Here is an 18172-nt window from a genome sequence, read left to right on the forward strand (position 1 = left end):
GTCGGGCAGCCATCAGAAGTTGTAGGTCACGCCGGTGAACGCACCGAAGCCGTCCCCCGGATACAGCGCTGCAGTGTCCTGCCCCTGAGCGTTGTAGCCCGGTACGATGGCGGTCACGTAATCCTTGTCGCCGAGGTTTTTCAGGTCCACGTAGGCCTGCCACTTCTTGCTCGGCGCGTCGTATCCCAGCCGTGCGCCGAAGATCGTGTACGACGGTGCGTTGAACGTGTTGGCGTAGTCCACCGCCGTACTGGACGCGGAGCGCACGTTGACGCCGGCGTAGAAACCATTGGCGTACTGGTATTGCAGTTCGGCCTGATAAATATGCTTGGGCAGGCCCGGTAACTCGTTCTTGCTGAATTCAGGGTCGTGGCGGTAGTAAAAGTCGTTGAGGGTGTAGGCCTGGCGCCAGCTGAGTACATCACCGTTGCTGCCCTGCCAGAGCTTGGTGGTCAGGCCCGCTTCGATACCTTGGTGGATGGTCGGGGTGGCATTGGATGTCGAGACAATCGCCGCGCTGCTGCCGGTGGCGGCGGCAATCTGGGTGGTCAGCAACTCGTTCTTGACCCAGGAGCGGTACAGCACCAGGCTGCCGTCGAAACGCTCGGACTGGCCGCGGACACCGAATTCCACGGTGTTCGCGGTTTGTGGTACCAGCGGCTTGATGTAGTTGTTGGTCACCCCGGAGTTGGAGATCGACCACGAACTGGGCGGATCGACGGAGCGGCTGACGTTGCCGAACACTTGCAAGTTTGGGGTCAGTTCAAAACGCAGCCCCGCACGCGGTGCCAGGGACCAGTCGTCGTAGTCGTAGCGCGTGGGAAAGCCGCTGGTGTTGGGCCGATCGCTGAAAGACACGTCGATGTCGCGCTTGATCTGGATCGCCGAGACGCCGGTGGTCAGGTACAACCGATCGGTCAGGCCCAGGTCGTTGCCGACGGTGAACACATGGTCGAAGGAGCCGTCGTACTTGACGTTTTTCTGCAGGAGCCCAAGGTCCTTGTCGCCGCGATAGGTCTTGGCGCCTGCGTTCAAGTGCTCGGTGCTGGTGAAGCCCAGGGTGGTGGTGCTGTCGAGGCCGAACAGTTGGTCGTAGCGGGTGTATTTGAGCGATGCGTTGATGTCGCTCCAGTCCCAGTAGTTGGGGTTGACCGTGCTGCGACGGTTCAAGATCTGCGGATAGTCGTGGTACCCAACGCCGAATTCCAGGGTGGCGTCGTCGTCGAAGGTGTAGGTGGTCTTGCTGGCTACCCAGGTAGAGCCGCGTTTGGTCGAGTCGCCGCGGCTGGCGCGCGTGGCCGCGTTGGTCTGGGTGCTGTCGTGCTTGAGCTGGGCGCGCGTCAGCGCACCGGCGTTCTCGTGAAATTCCTCGCGGTAGCGCACGATCAGACGCGTCTGAAGTTTCGGATTGAACCGGTAGCCGAAGTTACCCACGACTCCCTTGGACTTGCTGAAGGTGTAATCCTGATAACCATCGCGTCGAGCGTTGTCGACGCTGACGAAATAGTCTGCATCACCGACCACACCGCCGGTGCGAAGGGTCTGTTTCTGCCAACCGAAACTGCCACCTTCCAGTTTGATCTGGCTGCCCGGCGCGCTGTAGCCGGTATGGGTGATGAAATTGATGCCGCCACCCAGAGACAAGGCGCCGTACTCGAAGGCATTGGCGCCACGCAGGATCTCGGTGTACTGCAAGCCCTGCCCGTCCAGCAGCTCGTACGGCGTACCGCCGGCGCCGGTCAATGCCAATCCGTCGAAGAGGAACTTGGTGCCCTCGCGGAAGTAGCCCGGTGATGCATTGGCGCCGGAGCCGCGGATGGAAATCTTGACCGCGTCGTTGCCACCGGCCGACTGCGCGTACACCCCTGGCTGGTAAGCCAGGGTGTCTTCGAGGCTGGCGGAGCGCCCTTTGTCGACCTCGGCCTGTTCGACCAGGCTGGTGCCCCCGGGCACTTCCTTGAGCTGCGCACGGGATTGCTCGACCGGTGTCGCCTTGGCGGCCTGCACAGTGACCGTTTGCAAGCGTTGCTCTGGTGTATCGGCGAAGGCAGGAGCGACAGTGAACAACAGGCAGGCACTCAGGCCTGAAGCGAATTCGGTATAGCGATAGGCGGTACTGCGCCGACTGTTCAACGACGGCGTATAGGCATGTAACTTCAAATGTGTTGCTCCCACCCAATGAATATAAGGCGAGCTTCTATTGGTATAGTCGGACTCGAGTGATGAGGTCTGCGACGTCATCGATAACGTTGTAGATTGCAGTGTTCGTGCCAATCGCCAAGTGCCCTGAACAGGGAATTTCATTGATATCAGGTAGCGGCTGGATGTTTGAAATGGCCGCAACTGCTTAATGACTGCTGTTCCAGCAACACTTATCATCGTTGTGGGAGCGGGCTCTGCCCGAGAAGAATGTCCCCCAACACACCAGACACACCGCAGCGCCCTTTTCGCGGCCGACGACCGCTCCTACCACGATGGGCAAATGACCCTGTAGGAGCGGTCCGTGGCCGCGAAGGGCGCGATTCGGTATGCCTGACACACCGCAGCGCCCTTTTCGCGGCCGACGACCGCTCCTACCACGATAGGCAAATGACCCTGTAGGAGCGGTCCGTGGCCGCGAAGGGCGCGATTCGGTATGCCTGACACACCGCAGCGCCCTTTTCGCGGCCGACGACCGCTCCTGCGCAGGCATTGAGTCACCGGAAACTGTACTGCACCCCGGCATATGCGCCGAACCCATCCCCTGGGATGATTGCCCGCACATCATTGCCGCCGGCATTGAACGCCGGACTGATGGACGCGGCATACTTCTCGTCCGTCAGGTTGCGCAGGTCCAGATAGACATTCCAATCCTTCTTCGGCGAGTCCCATCCCAGGATCGCGCCCCACAGATTGTAGGAGCCGGCATCCTTGGTATTGGCAAAGTCCATCGGCGTCTTGGAAGCGTAGTAGGTGTTCACCCCCACATACACGCCATTGCTGAAGTCATAACGCAGTTCAGCCTGATAGTTGTGCTTGGGAATACCCGGCAACCGATTGCTGCCGAACTGCTCGTCGTCGCGATAGAAGAAGTCGCTGTAGGTATAGGACTGACGCAGGTGCAACGCATCGCCGTCGTTCTGGTACAGCAGAGAATCCAGACCCAGCTCCACACCCTGATGAATGGTCTTGCTGGCGTTGTATTCGGAGGTCAGTGCATCGGCGCTGGAAGTCGCCTCCCTGATGATCACCGAGAGCAGTTCATCCTGCACATGGGAGCGATAGAACGTCAGGTCCCAAGTGTTGTTGCCCAACTGCCCACGGGTACCGAACTCCAACGTATCGGCGATCTGCGGTTCGAGCTTCTGCCCACCGGAATTGAGCCCGGTGGCCGGCCCCGAAGTGAACACCTGCGCACCGGATACATAAGCCCACGACTGCTGCGCCTCGACCGTGCGACTGAGGTTACCGAACAGCTGCCAGTTGGGGTTGATCTGATAACGCACCCCCAGCCTGGGCGCAAACTCCCAGTCGTTCTTTTCGATGGGGTTGTAGGGGTTGTCGGCCTCGCCACCCACCGGATACGACACCTTGGCCTTGCGCTGGAACTCCACGGCGGAAAGTCCTGCACTCAACCACAATGTGTTGTCGATCCACTCGGTTTCGTTGCTGGCGCTCAACACGGTATCGGAGCCTTCGTACTCAGCCTTGCGCACCAATGCCCCGGACGGCAGGTTGGCGGTGATACCGGAAGGAATCCGCACCTTGGTCTTGGCGTAAGCATTCAAATGCTCGGTCCGCAGCACGTTGAACCGGGTGATGCTGTTCTTGCCGAACAGGGTATCCAGGCGGTCGTATTTCAAACTGACGGAGTAATCGCTGAAGCCCCAGGCCGTGCGATTGACACCCTGTCGCGCGTCGATCGGGTAGTCGTGATAGACCAGCCCCACTTCCAGGTTGGAATCGTCATCGAAGGTGTACTGGGTCTTGCTCGCTACCCAGGTCGAGCCTGGCTGTTTGCGATGGGCGCGCACGTTCACACTGGCCGGGTTGGCCTGCTCGGGATCGTCCTTGAGTTGCGCGCGAGTGATATAACCCGGCGTCTCGTTGTCGGTGGTTCGGTAGCGATAGTACAGACGGGATTTCAACTGCGGCGAAAACTGATAGCCGACATTGCCGACAAAACCGGCGCTCTTGCCTTGGGTCTGATCCTGAAAGCCGTCCGACGCCGAGTCGGTGAGGCTGACGTAATAGTCGAGCGGACCCAGCACTTGCCCCGAACTGATCTGACGTTTTTGATAGCCGTAACTACCGGCCTCATAGCGCACTTGCAAGGGCGCGGAATTGTAGCCGGTCTTGGTCACGTAGTTGATTGCACCCCCCAGATACAACGAGCCGATATCGAAAGCATTGCCGCCGCGCAGCACTTCGGTATGACTCAGGCCCAGCGGCTCGAACAGTTCGTAGGGGGTACCGCCGGGCCCGGACACCGGCAGGCCGTCGAACAGGTAGAAGATGCCGGCGCGGAAATAACCCACGCCCTTGTTGATACCCGACCCACGAATGGAGATCCGTGTGCCGTCGTTGCTGCCGCCGCCCTGGGTGGCGATTACACCGGGCTGCAGCGCGAAGATATCGGTACTGGTCGACACGCGCCCCTTTTCAACGGTCGCGGAATCGACATAGTTGACCCCGCCTGCCACTTCCTTCAAAGCCGTTTCGGCGCGTTGGTTCTCGTCCAGTCTGGCACCCTGAACAACTACGGTACTGAGTTGACTGGTCGGCTTCTGCTCGGCCGATTCGCTGACTGGTGCGGCATGCAGTTGGCCGATAAACAGCAATGTCGCCCCAGCGCCCAGCGCCGACGGCAAGCGACTGCGTGCCGTGGTTGTTGCAATGACTTCCCCGTTCATTCCCTGCTCCTGCTTGACTCATATAACACCGCCCTGAAAAAAGCCGGTGCTTATTTATTGGCAACAGGGTGATAGCAGAGAGCGTGCCAGCTATTGGGCGGCTGAAACTCGTTAAAACCGTACATTAGAGCGGCCAAGTGGCCGCCAGCACACACTTGGTGATGAACGACTGCCTCGATTCGAACACTTGAAACTTCACTACAGCCCTGTCAACAAACACCTGATATCAATCATCCGTGGGAGCGGTCATCGGCCGCGAAGGCTTTACCGCAACTTGCCTGACACACCGCAGCGATCCTTTCGCGGCCGCGGACCGCTCCTACAAAAAATACAATCGTACTCATCCGTGGGAGCGGTCATCAGCCGCGAAGGCTTTACCGCAACTTACCTGACACACCGCAGCGATCCTTTCGCGGCCGGGGACCGCTCCTACAAAAAAAATACAATCGCACTCATCCGTGGGCGTGATCATCGTCCGCGAAGAATTCTTCACCTATTTATCGTGAACAATAAGCGCCTGGAGTCGTCAGCATGCCTATCGTCAATTTGGAACCCGACGCCATCGACGGCGGGCTTCACCCTTATCAAGGAGGTCAACCATGCTCACCGATTGGGAAATGTGTATCCGCCTGCTGTTGGCTGCTCTGCTCGGCAGCCTGATCGGACTCGAACGCGAGCGGCTGCTGTGGGCCGCAGGCCTGCGTACTCACATGCTGGTGTGCGTGGGCTCGTGCCTGCTCATGATCGTATCGTCGTTCGGCTTTCAGGATGCCCTGGCCATGGCGCACACCGAACTCGACCCCTCGCGGGTGGCGGCGCAGGTGGTTTCAGGTATCGGTTTCCTGGGCGCCGGCTCGATCCTGCTGCGCGGCGAAGTGATTCGCGGACTCACCACGGCGGCCAGCCTCTGGACGGTCGCCGCCATCGGCCTGTCGGTAGGCGGTGGGCTGTACGTGGTCAGCACCGCCGCCACCTTTATCATTCTGGTGATCCTGATCGCCATAAAACCCATGGAACGGGTCTACCGCAACCGCGTGCAAGTCCACGTCATTAAACTCATCGCGCCATCGCAGACCCTGTCCCTGAAAAAGGTCAACGAGGTGATGGGCAACCGCGCGGGCAAGGTCAGGCAGTTCATCGTCGAAAAAGGCAACCGTGACGACACCGACAGCATCACCATCGAACTCAAACGCACTTCAGGCGCGCAGGCCAAGCAGATACTGGAGCAACTGCTGACCATTGATGGGGTTCAGGAGGATGCTTCCAGCCAGTGATGTTCCTGGTCGTCAAGTTGCAACGGCGTGTACTCCATACCGATGCTCGGCATTGGCCTATGTTTCGCCATGACGAACGACATACAACTGCATGAAACCTACCTCGCTCAGTCAAAGACGGCCGCTGTACCGGACTTCTTGCAATTTCGTCCCGCCGCGTTCGAGCGTTCGTCGTGTTTCCGGCTCCTCTGCAAGTCCAGCAGCTTGATAAAACCTGATCGCCCGTACGTTTTCGACCAGTACCCACAGCGTGACTTTTTCATAGCCCTGCTCGGCCAGCCAGGCCAGGGCTGCCAGCCATAACCGCCGCCCCACTCCTGAGCCCCAATGCTCGGCGAGCACATACAAGGCCATCACTTCGCCTACCTGTTGAGGGTCTGCATCGTGGTCGCGGCTGGGCCCGAACGATATCCAGCCAACGACAGCGTCCGCCAACGAGGCGACCTGCACTTGCGAATCGTGCCCCGTGATGCTCTGTTCCCAGTTTGCCTGTCTCTGCAGCAAGGTCTGGTCCAGTCCGTGCAGATAAGCTTGATCCATCAAACTACGATACGCCTGCTGCCAACTGCGGATATGCACATCGGCGATCTGCGCCGCATCTTCGAATGCTGCAGGCCGCACTACGGGCCAGTTGAACACCAGCGTGTCACACACCCCGAAGACATCCGATCGACGATCACCGACCAGGGTGCGAACCAGGCGAAACCCGGCCGACTCCGCGAGCCGGCGGCTGGCGGCGTTGGCTGAAGACGTCGTCAGGTACACACGTGTTCCAGGCAACTGGGCAATCAGTGCCGTCAATGCTTCGCGCATCAAACCCCGGCCCTGCAACGATTGGTCCGCCCAGTAGCCTATTTCGTGGGAGCCATCGGCCTTGGGGGTGAAGCCGATACACCCCACCAGTTGCTGCGGGTGCTCGCGAGTCAGCAGGAAGAACTTTTTCTCCGCATCGTGGCGGACGAAATCGCTCTGCGCTCGCTGCAGGGTGTCCAGCGTATCGGTCAGCTCCCAGCGGGGCCGGCTCCAAACCAGAAACAGACGATGGGTTTCGTAACTCGCGTTCAAGGCATCCGCCAAGAGCTGTGCCAGGGCAACATTCGGGGCGACTATTTCAAGACGAGGCGTCAGCAGCGGCGTCTGCACATCCATGAACTGAACCTTGCCCTGCCCGCTTTGTAGTTCAAACGCTTTGAATTCCGTTTCCTGCATGTGATCGCCTCGTCCTGGATCGGTCCGCGTAACGTCCGTGTGAGTGGTGCACCAAAGCCATTCGGCGCCCGATGCGCCATGCAGAATCGGTCAATCAAAACCGAAACGCAACGCCAGTGGTGACATTGAACGCATCCCCCGGGTAGAAGTTGGCAGAATCCTGCCCGCGGGCGTCGTAGGTGGTGTTGGCCGCGGTGGCGTAGCGTTCGTCGGTCAGGTTGCGCATGTCCAGGAACACGTCCCAGCGTCTGCTCGGGGCTTCGAAGCCTACGCGGGCGCCCAGAATGGTGTAGGACGGTGCGCTGAAACTGTTGGCGTAGTCGACGAAGTAACTGGAGGCCGAACGCAGGTTGAGCTGGGCGTAAAAGCCTCCGGCCTGTTGGTACTGAAGCTCGGCCTGGTACACGTGGCGTGGCAGGCTGGGCAGCTCGTTGCCGCCGAAGGTGTTGTCGTGGCGATAGTAGAAATCGTTGAAGGTGTAGGCTTGGCGCAGGTTCAGCGTATCGCCGTTGTCGCCTTCCCACAGCAGTGCATTCAAGCCCGCCTCGACGCCTTGGTGAATGGTTGGGCTGGCGTTGGACGAAGCCACCAGTTGGTCTTGATTGGCCGAGGCCTGACGCACCACCACGGACAGAATCTCGTCATCGATCCAGGAGCGATAGAAGGTCAGGCTGCCATCGAAAATCCCGGCACTGGCACGCACGCCCAGCTCGGCCGTGGTGGCCTTCTGTGGTTTGACGTCGCGTATGAACGGCGAGCCGGTGCTGCCCAGCTGCCAGGTCACGGGCGGGTCGATGGAGCGGCTGACGTTGCCGAACAGCTGGATGTCTGGAGTCAGTTCATACCGCAGCCCCAGCCGCGGCGCGGTGTCCCATTCGGAGTAGTTCACGCCATCGGGAAACTCGCTGGTGTTCACCCCGGTGGTGTATTCGATCTCGGCCTTGCGCTTGATGTTGATGAACGAAAGCCCCGTGGACAGCCAGGTTCTGTCGTTGAGCTGCAACTCGTTGCCCAGCGCCAGCACGCTGTCGCGCGAGCCGGTGTACTTTGTGTACTGCAACAGTTGCCCGGTGCTGCGGCTGTGGGATTTGACATCGCCCAGGTAGGCCAGGGTATTGCTGAAGGTGATGCTGCTGTCGCTGGGCAGGCCGAACAGCTCATCATGGGCGCGGCGATAGCGCAGCACTACGCTGGTGTCCTTCGAGCGCCAGTCCTGCGGCGAGACCGAATACCGCCAGCCGTTGAGCAACGGGTAGTCGTTGTAACCCAGGCCCACTTCCAGGGTCGAGTCGTCGTCGAACCTGTAGGTGGTGTTGCTGCCCAGCAAGGTGGTGCCATCCTTCTTGCGACCAGTGGGGACGTCATTGCTGCGCGGATCGTGCTTGAGCTGGGCTCGGGTCAGGGTGTTGCCATTGGTGAGCTGTTCTTCGCGGTAGCGCAGGAAGAAACGCGTTTCCAGTTTGGGGCTGAACACATGGCCGAAGTTGGCGATCAGGTCGCGGCCCTTGTTGGCCGTGTTGTCCTGATAGCCGTCGCGTTCGTTGTGCAGCACGCTCACGTAGTAATCGCTATCGCCTACCACGCCACCGGTGCTCAGTTGCTGTTTGCGGTAGCCGAAACTGCCGACTTCGAACCGTGCGTAGTTGCCTGGGGACGTGCGTCCGGTGCGGCTGACGAAGTTGATCGCGCCACCCAGCGACAGCGCCGTGTGCTTGAAGGCGTTGGCGCCGTACAGCACTTCGGTGTGATCGACTGCGGCCATGTTCAGCAGGTCTTCCTGAGTCCCGCCCGGTCCGGTGATCGGCAGTCCGTCGTAGAGGAATTTGATGCCCAGGGCATAGCCTTGATAGAAGGTATTCAAACCCGAACCGCGGATCGAAATCTTGTTGGCACCGGTGCCGCTGGTGGCCTGCGCGAACACCCCCGGTTGTAGCGCAAGTACGTCTTCGGCATTGGAGGCACGGCCTTTCTCGACCTCTTTCATGTCGACGACTGCGGTGGTACCGGGAGTCTTGTCCAGTTCGACCTTGGCCTTTTGCGCCTCGCTGCGCGCCGCGCCCGTCACCACCACCGTGGACAGCTGCGTATCCTCCGCGTGGGCCAGACCCAAACTGGTGGCGGTGAACAATGCCACGCTGCTCGATACAAAAGCACGATATGAACCACTGGGCTTGCGGCCCGATGTTGAACCCATGAATGAAGCTCCTGAACGCTACGAAAAGAGAAGGAGCCTCTATTCGTATAGTCGCGCTCGCAGGGGGCTTCAGCAGCTATCGTGCCAACTTGGATGAGCGGAACACTGGGGATACAGGCAGCTTTGGCGCTGCAATGTGATGCAACTTGTCGCCAAGGTGTTTATAGGCGAACAGTTGGTTGCAGTCTTGCAACGATATGAAAATGTAAAAGCCCGCGCTGACCAAGTCAGCGCGGGCTTTTCTATAACCTTGGTATTGCGGGCGGTTGATTAGACCGCAGCAACAACCTTGGCAGGTGGCTGAGTGCGACGACCCAGTACACCGGCACCGGCCGATACCAGACCCGAGATCACCAAGGTGATCAGCAGGATCCAGGCGCCTTGCGAAACACGCTTGGCGGCCACTTCGGCAGCTTCACGGGCTTTCTGCTCGGCTTGAGCTTTCAGCTCTTGATACTTGGCATAGGCCTGACGGTAGCTGGCCTGAGCCTGATCGACGATCTGGTTGGCTTCAGCGTCGGTCTTGTTACCACGAGCCTTGATCAGGTTGACCAGTGCTTGACGGTCGGCAGCATCCCAAGCCTGGTCACCCTTGGCCTTGATGCGATCCATCAGACCACCCAACTGGTTGTCGGCTTGCTGCGGATTCTCGGCGCTACGCTGGGCAGTGTTCTGAGCATCCTGCTGAGTAGCCTGAGCTTCCTGCTTGACGTTGTCCGGGTTCAGCTCGGCTTTGCCGGTCTGACGCATGGCCAACTCGATTTCACCCTGGATATCGTCCAGATTGAAGTCGATGCCCTGTGCGCGCAGCTGATCCTGGATCTTGTCGCCCAGTGCTGGAGCCACCTGGGCGATACCGCTGCCCAGTGCCGACATGCCGCTGCCGGCCAGGTTCAGGCCGCCACGGACCACGCCGGTGACTGCACTGGACACCAGGTAGACGGTGATCAGCGAAACACTTGCCCATACCAGCAGACCGTGGAACGCGCCTTCGCGCTGTGCCAGACGACCTGCAGCCCAACCACCTACGAACAGCGAAATGACGGCGCTGACAACCACCCAGATGCCGGCACCGGTACCGATCCCGGACAGCGGATTGGCTTCCTGCATCGGATCGATGGTGGCCGTACCGATGGCCGTGCCCAGCAGATTCAACAACAGCGAAACAACCATGGCCAGTACCACACCGGCCAGAATGGCACTCCACGAAATTCGCTTGAGCAACGGCGCGGTCGTGGCGTGGTCATGGTAGACCGGGGTGGTGTAGCCGTCTGGAGCGATACGGTCATCGCGGATCATGATGGTAGTCCTTGGGGTCAATGGCAGAGCGGGTACGAGCACCCGCTTACTGCAATGACCCAGGCGCAAGTGAAAAAGTTTGAAAAAAACCCTGAATATCTTTTTACGTACGAATGTGCCATATCCTCCGCCATCGGTAGCCTGCCACCTTTGCGCTGAGTACTATGCCGCCACAAGCCCTTCAATTTTCACGTATTGCAGCCCCGAGCACATGATGAGCACAGACCTGGACACGCTGTTCGACCGCACTGGCACCAGCAGCACCAAATGGAGCCGCTACCCGGAAGACGTACTGCCCATGTGGGTGGCCGACATGGATTTCGCTGCGCCACCGGCAGTCATCGAACGGCTGCAGGCGCGGCTGGCGCACCCTGTCCTGGGTTACAGCATGCCGTCCGAAGCGCTGCGTCAGGTGCTGGTCGATTATCTGCAAGACCACTATGACTGGCAGGTGCAGACGCAGGACATCGTGGTCCTGCCCGGCGTGGTGCCAGGGGTCAACATGGCCCTGCATGGTCTGGTGGCCGAAGGCGCCGGCGTGGTGGTGCATACGCCAAACTACCCGCCGCTGCGCGAGGCGGCCGGGCACTGGAAGATGCACAGCATCGAAGTCCCGCTGACCGCCGATGCGCAAGGTGAATGGTCGTGCGACCCACACCGCCTGCACCAGGCGCTGGGCGACAGCGCAGCGTTCATTCTCAGCAATCCACACAATCCGCTGGGCAAGACTTATTCGCGCGACGAACTCCAGGCTATCGCCGACACCTGTGTAGCGCAGGATGTGCTGATCATCAGCGACGAGATCCATGCCGACCTGCAGTTCGACGGCCGCCGTCATGTCCCGATTGCCTCACTGTCGCCTGAGGTCGCCCAGCGCACCATCACCCTCATGTCAGCCAGCAAGACCTACAACGTGGCCGGGTTGAAGACGGCCTTCGCAGTGATTCAGAATGCTGAACTGCGCGCGCGCTTCGATGCTGCGCGGGTGGGCATGGTTGACAGCGTCAACCCGCTGGGCATGGAGGCTACCCACGCCGCGTATGCGCAGCCAGGCGAGTGGCTGCAGCAGTTGAAAATCTACCTGCAGGGTAACCGCGACTATCTGCTGGAAACGATTCGCGCGCGCCTGCCGGGCATCGTCGTCCATGCGCCGCAAAGTACCTACCTGGCCTGGCTGGACTGCTCGGCCCTGGGCCTGGAAAACCCGCAGCGCTTTTTCCTTCAGCAGGCGCGCGTGGGGTTGAGCGCCGGCACGGATTTCGGTGCAGGCCTGGAACAGTTCGTACGGCTCAATTTCGGCTGCCCGCGCTCGCTGCTGACCGAAGGCCTCGCCCGCATCGAACGCAGCCTGCAAAACCGCTCCCTGTAGCAGCGGCGCGAGCCGCGTCCGGCCTCGACGCGTTCACCCAGACACACCGCNTGTAGCAGCGGCGCGAGCCGCGTCCGGCTTCAACGCGTTTACCCAGACACACCGCAGCACCGCCGGGGCGGATACCGCATATCCAATGCATTGGCGAGCGCGGCGCCCGAGGCGGTGTTGTCGAACACACACCAGACCTCGGCGTCTGCGGCGGCCTCAGCCAGAGTCACGCGCAAGCGTGAGAGATACTCGGCGTCGTACGCGTCGTGGTAGATGCGCGGCGAGCCATGCAGCCGCCAATATCGGAAGCCACGCCAGCCACCGGGGGTGGGATCGGTGGCTATACGGGAAGGATCGACAGCCGCCTGCGCAATGCGCTGTGCCTGCAGCAGCGGCTCGGCCTCGACCCAGGAAGGGTGACGAGGCTCGACCACCACCGGCCCGACAAATCGCTCGCGCAGGCAACTGAAAAAGTCCTCGGCAACCTGAGCGTCGAACACCAGCGAAGGCGGCAACTGCACCAGCAGGCAACCGAGCTTGTCGCCAAGCTGTCCGCACTGCGCCTGGAATTCGTCCAAGGCCACAGCGCACTCTTCAAGCCGCTGAACATGAGTGATCTGTTTGGGTACCTTGACCGAGAAACTGAAATCATCGGGCACCGAAGCCGCCCATCGCGCATAAGTCTGCGGCCGGTGCGGACGGTAGAACGAGCTGTTGATCTCGACACAGCTCAACTTCGACGCGTAGCGCTGCAGATGGGTACCGTCAGCCGCGAAGCGCTCGGCATGTTCGCGTGACAGGCTCCAGCCCGCGCAGCCCACCCGTATGGAGTGACTGTTCAAAACAGCACCCCGCCCGCCTCGCGCATGAAAATCTCGACGGTTTTGGGCCCGACACCCTCGAACGCTTCCAGCTTGCGTTCGAAGTCACGGCGATCCGTGCTTGCTGCGCGCATCCCACCGATCGTACCGTCATACTCGGCTTGCAGTTTTTTCGCCAAGGCGCTCAAGCGCGTTGCGGTACTTTCGTCATAGCGCACGTAATGCGCCTCGCCCAGCATGGCCACCAATTCGCGGTGCGTGCAATTGCTCAGCTTGCGGGGCGTGTCGCGGTTATGTTTGTCGACCAGCACCCGATAGGCCTCCACGGCAATGTCCGCCTGGATCCGCTTGCCCATCAGAAAGCTGGCCAACAACCATTTGAACAGGCCGTGTTGCTCGTTGATGTCGATACCCAGTTCATGGGCGGTAACGTGCTTGCTCATCGGCTGGGTCCCCCATCGGCGTCATGCAGGTAAGGTTAGGTAGACGCTGGCCACGGCCGACAGGTTCGATCCGCCTGCATGCCAGTCGACCCCAGCCAGCGCCCGCGAACGGCGCCGCGACGCGCGGACCGTGCCGTCCCGCTCATTCGCCGCTACAATGGCGGCCTTGACCGTGATGACTCAGACCAGAAAAACATGTCCCTGCCCAAGCACCACCTCGAACTGCTCAGCCCTGCACGCGACGTCGCCATCGCCCGCGAAGCCATCCTGCACGGCGCCGATGCCATCTACATAGGCGGCCCCAGCTTCGGCGCGCGTCACAACGCCAGCAACGAGCTGAGCGACATCGCCGAGTTGGTGACCTTCGCTCGCCGCTATCACGCGCGAGTGTTCACCACGCTCAACACCATCCTGCACGACAACGAACTGGAGCCGGCGCGCAAGCTGATCCACCAGCTGTACGACGCCGGGGTGGACGCCTTGATCGTGCAGGACCTGGGCGTCATGGAACTGGACATTCCACCGATCGAACTGCACGCCAGCACCCAGACCGACATCCGCACCCTGGCTCGGGCCAAGTTTCTCGACCAGGCCGGGTTCTCCCAACTGGTGCTGGCGCGCGAACTGGACCTGAGCGAGATCCGCGCGATTGCCGCGGAAACCGACGCGGCTATCGAGTTCTTCATCCACGGTGCCCTGTGCGTGGCCTTCTCTGGTCAATGCAACATCTCCCATGCCCACACCGGACGCAGCGCCAACCGTGGCGACTGCTCCCAGGCCTGCCGCCTGCCCTACACCCTCAAGGATGACCAGGGTCGCGTGGTGGCTTATGAAAAACACCTGCTGTCGATGAAAGACAACAACCAGAGCGCCAACATTCGTGCGCTGGTCGAAGCCGGCGTGCGTTCGTTCAAGATCGAGGGCCGCTACAAGGACATGGGCTATGTGAAGAACATCACTGCCTACTACCGCCAGCGCCTCGACGACGTATTGGAAGACCGCCCGGACCTGGCACGCGCCTCCAGCGGCCGCACTGCACACTTTTTCGTACCAGACCCGGACAAGACTTTTCACCGCGGCAGCACCGATTATTTCGTCAGCGAACGCAAGATCGACATCGGCGCGTTCGACTCGCCGACCTTCACCGGCCTGCCGGTGGGGCTGGTGGAGAAAGTCGGCAAGCGCGACATGCTGGTGGTCAGCGAGCAGCCACTGTCCAACGGCGATGGTCTGAACGTGCTGGTCAAGCGCGAAGTCGTGGGTTTTCGCGCCAACATCGCCGAGCTCAAGGGCGAATTCGAGGAAGACGGCCAAAAGCGCTACCGCTATCGGGTCGAGCCTAACGAGATGCCTGCAGGTCTGTTTCAGCTACGGCTCAACCACCCGCTCAACCGTAACCTGGACCACAACTGGCAGCAGGCACTGCAGAAGACGTCCGCCGAGCGGCGCGTAGGCCTGGCCTGGCTCGCACAGCTGACCGAGCAGCGCCTGCAACTGACTGCCACCAGCGAGGAAGGCGTGCGCGTGGACGTCACGCTGGAAGGCCCGTTCGGCCCGGCCAACAAACCTGAGCAGGCCCTGGAGCAGTTGCATGACCTGCTGGGTCAACTGGGCACCACCCAGTACCATGCGACGGCCATCGAACTGGATGCGCCGCAGGCGTTCTTCATTCCCAACTCGCAGCTCAAGGCGTTGCGCCGCGAGGCCATCGAGGCGCTGACGGCCGCGCGTGTCCAGGCCCATCCTCGTGGCAGCCGCAAGGCCGAAACGACACCGCCGCCGGTTTATCCGGAATCGCACCTGTCGTTCCTGGCCAACGTGTACAACCAGAAGGCCCGCGACTTCTACCTTCGGCACGGGGTCGAGCTGATCGATGCCGCGTACGAGGCCCATGAAGAGCTGGGCGAAGTGCCGGTGATGATCACCAAGCACTGCCTGCGCTTCTCCTTCAACCTGTGCCCCAAACAGGCCAAGGGGGTGACAGGTGTGAAAACCAAGGTCGCGCCCATGCAGTTGATTCACGGCGATGAAGTGTTGACGCTCAAGTTCGACTGCAAGCCGTGCGAGATGCACGTGATCGGCAAGATGAAGGGGCATATCCTCGACCTGCCGTTGCCGGGTAGCGGAGTCCATGTGGTCGGTCAGATCAGCCCGCAGGACTTGATGAAGACCATCCGCCGCGCCCCGCATTGACAGTGCTTCGACTGCGCGCACTCTGGCCCAGCCGCCAGCCGATCAACGCTCGAGAAAAATGGCGCGCCTGCATTGGCGCGGCACTAGGCGTGCTGGTGGTCTGCACCGTAGCGGCGCTGGGCCTGCAAGGACACTGGGCTGCCGAACATGGCGCGTTGGGCCTGGCCATCGTGGCGCCCATCGGCGCCAGCGCGGTGCTGGTGTTTGCCCTTCCCGCAAGCCCCCTGGCCCAGCCTTGGTCGGTGGCGGGCGGCAACACCCTGAGCGCGCTGGTGGGCATTGCTTGCGTCAAGTGGATCCCCGATCCCACGTTCGCTGCGGCCCTTGCAGTTGGCCTGGCGATCGCACTGATGCTCGCGGCCCGCTGCCTGCATCCACCCGGCGGCGCGGCGGCGCTGCTTATGGTGGTGATGGGCTGCGAGCAGTTCACCTACGCGGTGAATCCGGTGCTGATCGATTCGTTGCTGCTGGTCGCCGCCGGGCTGATCTACAACAACCTGACGCGTCGGCCATGGCCCCATGTACCCGCCACCAGCACGCCGTCCAGCCCCAGCCGTTTCAGCCATGCCGACCTGGACGCCGCGCTGGTGCACTACAATCAGGTGCTGGACGTCGATCGCAACGATCTGCAGGCACTGCTCGAGCACGCCGAGGCGTCGGCGTACCAGCGCAACATGGGTGAGCTGCGCTGCGCCGAAGTCATGAGTCGCGAACCGATCACCGCACGCCAGGAAATGCCGCTGCGCGATGCCTGGGCGCTGATGCGCAAACACAAGATCAAGGCACTGCCGGTCATCGACCGACAGCGTCATCTGGTGGGCATTGTCACAGTGGCCGATTTCATGCAACAACTGGATCTGGATGCCCATGACGGCGTGGCCTGGCACCTGCGTGCCCTCCTGCGGCCCCGCCGGAACCAGCCGACGACGAACATCGTCGGGCAGATCATGACGCGGTCAGTACGCGTTGCCAGCGCGGACCGGCTGCTGACCGAGTTGGTGCCGGTGTTCTCGGAAAATGGCCATCGACATATCCCCATCATCGACAGCGAACGCCATCTGGTCGGCATCATCACCCAATCCGATCTGATCCGCGCTCTGTACCGGGCCGTGAGAGCCTAGCGCTCGGCGCCTTCGACCACTTCGATGTCGGTCAGCCCCATCCGCGCCGCCTGCTCGAGAACCTGCTCGTCGGTGTCCTCTGCAGTGGGCATCACCAGGCTGTTTTCGCCGTCGCCGAAATGCAATTGCAACAGATGCATCACGATGCTGTGAAGACTCTGCTCGACCTCGTCCGGTGGGGTCCAGCTGCGCGGGGCGCCGTTGAACAGGTATCGCACGGTTGCAGTTGCCATTGGCCAAATCCTCTCGATGGTGGGCGCGAGCCCGTTCTGGAAGGCCGCAAAGGGTCGGTCCTGAAGGAAATGACTGGGGTGATGCGCCAGCGTTCCATCCGACCCAAAGCGTACCAGACGCGGATTGTCTTGAACGTCTGCGGCCAAGTGCTTTCAGAAAACAGAACCGGGCAATGCCATGCGTTGCGTCCCTATACCTGCTGGAGAAGTTTGCATGAAGATCTTGATGGTTCTGACGTCCCACGATCAACTGGGCGATACCGGCAAGAAAACCGGCTTCTGGCTGGAAGAATTCGCCGCACCCTACTATGCCTTCGTCGATGCAGGCGCCGAAGTGACCCTGGTCTCGCCCAAGGGTGGCCAGCCACCGCTGGACCCCAAGAGCGACGAGCCGGATGCGCAGACCGACGCCACCCGCCGCTTCGCTCAGGATACGCAGGCTCAAAAAGTCCTGGCGGATACCTTTCCCCTTGGCGAGGCTGACCCGTACGACTTCGATGCCGTGTTCTACCCAGGCGGCCACGGGCCACTGTGGGACCTGGCCGAAGACACCGACTCGAAGACCATCATCGAAGCCTTCTACGCCGCCAACAAACCCGTTGCAGCTGTGTGCCATGCACCTGGGGTGTTCAAGAACGTCAAGTCGCCGGACGGCGATTCCATCGTCAAGGGCAAGAAGGTCACCGGCTTCACCAACTCCGAGGAAGAGGCGGTCGGGCTGACGGATGTGGTGCCGTTCCTGGTCGAAGACATGCTCAAGGCCAATGGCGGCGCGTACTCCAAAGGGCCGGACTGGGGCAGCTATGTGGTCGAAGACGGTCACCTGATCACTGGCCAGAACCCTGCGTCTTCCGAAGCCGCCGCACAGGCGCTGATCAAGCGCCTGCAACAGGAAGAAAGCGCCTGATTGGTATCTGCCTGATACCCTGCGCCACCACTTTCGCGGGCAGAGCCCGCTCCCGCACATGAGCTGATCCCCTGTGGGAGCGGGCTCTGCCCGCGAAGCTTTATACGGTCTATCTAACGCACCGCTGCGCCTTACTTGCAGCTGGGGCGGTTAGACGCGTCATGCCATAACGATTTCCAATCCTCACGTTATATCGTAACATTAGCATCCCGATTTATTTTTGGAT

13 protein-coding genes and 1 pseudogene are annotated in these 18172 nt (G+C 61.0%); 5 read left to right on the plus strand and 9 right to left on the minus strand.

The annotated features are described in order from the left end of the window. Nucleotides 1–12: 12 nt before the first annotated feature. Nucleotides 13–2160, minus strand: a complete 2148-nt coding sequence (locus tag IFT76_RS18790; RefSeq protein WP_244647979.1) for a TonB-dependent receptor family protein — start codon at nucleotides 2158–2160, stop codon at nucleotides 13–15. Nucleotides 2161–2696: 536 nt separating this feature from the next. Next, nucleotides 2697–4892: a TonB-dependent receptor family protein gene (locus tag IFT76_RS18795; RefSeq protein WP_192059771.1), complete on the minus strand. Its 2196-nt coding sequence runs from the start codon at nucleotides 4890–4892 to the stop codon at nucleotides 2697–2699. Nucleotides 4893–5491: 599 nt separating this feature from the next. Between IFT76_RS18795 and IFT76_RS18800 the strand changes: the two genes are divergently transcribed. After that, nucleotides 5492–6166, plus strand: a complete 675-nt coding sequence (locus IFT76_RS18800; RefSeq protein WP_043190299.1) for an MgtC/SapB family protein — start codon at nucleotides 5492–5494, stop codon at nucleotides 6164–6166. Nucleotides 6167–6277: 111 nt separating this feature from the next. Here the strand turns inward: IFT76_RS18800 and IFT76_RS18805 are convergent, their stop codons facing one another. The 4 genes and pseudogenes from IFT76_RS18805 to IFT76_RS18820 all read right to left on the minus strand — a co-directional run bounded on the left by IFT76_RS18805 (nucleotide 6278) and on the right by IFT76_RS18820 (nucleotide 10868). Further along, complete coding sequence (locus IFT76_RS18805; RefSeq protein WP_240998783.1) at nucleotides 6278–6805, minus strand: GNAT family N-acetyltransferase; 528 nt, start codon at nucleotides 6803–6805, stop codon at nucleotides 6278–6280. 72 nt (nucleotides 6806–6877) lie between these two features. After that, nucleotides 6878–7375: pseudogene (locus tag IFT76_RS18810) on the minus strand (GNAT family N-acetyltransferase); the annotation flags it as partial. 94 nt (nucleotides 7376–7469) lie between these two features. After that, a complete protein-coding gene (locus IFT76_RS18815; RefSeq protein ID WP_192059773.1) occupies nucleotides 7470–9569 on the minus strand; it encodes a TonB-dependent receptor family protein in 2100 nt (699 codons plus the stop codon). 270 nt (nucleotides 9570–9839) lie between these two features. Beyond that, nucleotides 9840–10868 (minus strand): hypothetical protein, encoded by a 1029-nt coding sequence (locus IFT76_RS18820; RefSeq protein ID WP_122715619.1) that lies wholly within the window; start codon nucleotides 10866–10868, stop codon nucleotides 9840–9842. Between the two features lie 214 nt (nucleotides 10869–11082). On the opposite strand from IFT76_RS18820, the gene IFT76_RS18825 reads away from it, so the two are divergent. Next, complete coding sequence (locus IFT76_RS18825; RefSeq protein WP_192059775.1) at nucleotides 11083–12237, plus strand: MalY/PatB family protein; 1155 nt, start codon at nucleotides 11083–11085, stop codon at nucleotides 12235–12237. An 89-nt stretch (nucleotides 12238–12326) separates the two neighbouring features. Here the strand turns inward: IFT76_RS18825 and IFT76_RS18830 are convergent, their stop codons facing one another. After that, nucleotides 12327–13070: a DUF72 domain-containing protein gene (locus tag IFT76_RS18830; RefSeq protein WP_192059777.1), complete on the minus strand. Its 744-nt coding sequence runs from the start codon at nucleotides 13068–13070 to the stop codon at nucleotides 12327–12329. Further along, nucleotides 13067–13492, minus strand: a complete 426-nt coding sequence (locus IFT76_RS18835; RefSeq protein WP_122477603.1) for a DNA methylase — start codon at nucleotides 13490–13492, stop codon at nucleotides 13067–13069. Before IFT76_RS18835 ends, IFT76_RS18830 begins: the two co-directional genes overlap by 4 nt. A 195-nt stretch (nucleotides 13493–13687) precedes the next feature. Here IFT76_RS18835 and IFT76_RS18840 point away from each other — a divergent pair, with 195 nt between their 5' ends. After that, on the plus strand, nucleotides 13688–15685 hold the full coding sequence (locus tag IFT76_RS18840; protein WP_192059778.1) for a peptidase U32 family protein: 1998 nt from the start codon (nucleotides 13688–13690) through the stop codon (nucleotides 15683–15685). Between the two features lie 2 nt (nucleotides 15686–15687). Further along, nucleotides 15688–16806 carry an HPP family protein gene (locus tag IFT76_RS18845; RefSeq protein WP_342365587.1) on the plus strand — a complete coding sequence of 373 codons (1119 nt, stop codon included), beginning with the start codon at nucleotides 15688–15690 and terminating at the stop codon, nucleotides 16804–16806. Here the strand turns inward: IFT76_RS18845 and IFT76_RS18850 are convergent. After that, nucleotides 16803–17039, minus strand: coding sequence for a hypothetical protein (locus IFT76_RS18850; protein WP_192059782.1), 237 nt, complete (start codon nucleotides 17037–17039; stop codon nucleotides 16803–16805). The two genes, IFT76_RS18845 and IFT76_RS18850, sit on opposite strands and share 4 nt — an antisense overlap. A gap of 214 nt (nucleotides 17040–17253) precedes the next feature. Here IFT76_RS18850 and IFT76_RS18855 point away from each other — a divergent pair, with 214 nt between their 5' ends. After that, nucleotides 17254–17946: a type 1 glutamine amidotransferase domain-containing protein gene (locus tag IFT76_RS18855; RefSeq protein ID WP_192059784.1), complete on the plus strand. Its 693-nt coding sequence runs from the start codon at nucleotides 17254–17256 to the stop codon at nucleotides 17944–17946. Nucleotides 17947–18172 lie beyond the last annotated feature (226 nt).

Origin of the sequence: Pseudomonas sp. CFBP 13727 (genome assembly GCF_014841915.1) — a bacterium.
GTDB lineage: Bacteria > Pseudomonadota > Gammaproteobacteria > Pseudomonadales > Pseudomonadaceae > Aquipseudomonas > Aquipseudomonas baltica.

Excerpts from the sequence above, each read along its gene's own strand:
- IFT76_RS18815 (WP_192059773.1), bottom strand. The coding sequence starts at position 9,569 with ATGGGTTCAACATCGGGCCGCAAGCCCAGTGGTTCATATCGTGCTTTT.
- IFT76_RS18825 (WP_192059775.1), top strand. The coding sequence starts at position 11,083 with ATGAGCACAGACCTGGACACGCTGTTCGACCGCACTGGCACCAGCAGC.
- IFT76_RS18800 (WP_043190299.1), top strand. The coding sequence starts at position 5,492 with ATGCTCACCGATTGGGAAATGTGTATCCGCCTGCTGTTGGCTGCTCTG.
- IFT76_RS18840 (WP_192059778.1), top strand. The coding sequence starts at position 13,688 with ATGTCCCTGCCCAAGCACCACCTCGAACTGCTCAGCCCTGCACGCGAC.
- IFT76_RS18835 (WP_122477603.1), bottom strand. The coding sequence starts at position 13,492 with ATGAGCAAGCACGTTACCGCCCATGAACTGGGTATCGACATCAACGAG.
- IFT76_RS18820 (WP_122715619.1), bottom strand. The coding sequence starts at position 10,868 with ATGATCCGCGATGACCGTATCGCTCCAGACGGCTACACCACCCCGGTC.
- IFT76_RS18795 (WP_192059771.1), bottom strand. The coding sequence starts at position 4,892 with ATGAACGGGGAAGTCATTGCAACAACCACGGCACGCAGTCGCTTGCCG.
- IFT76_RS18855 (WP_192059784.1), top strand. The coding sequence starts at position 17,254 with ATGAAGATCTTGATGGTTCTGACGTCCCACGATCAACTGGGCGATACC.
- IFT76_RS18850 (WP_192059782.1), bottom strand. The coding sequence starts at position 17,039 with ATGGCAACTGCAACCGTGCGATACCTGTTCAACGGCGCCCCGCGCAGC.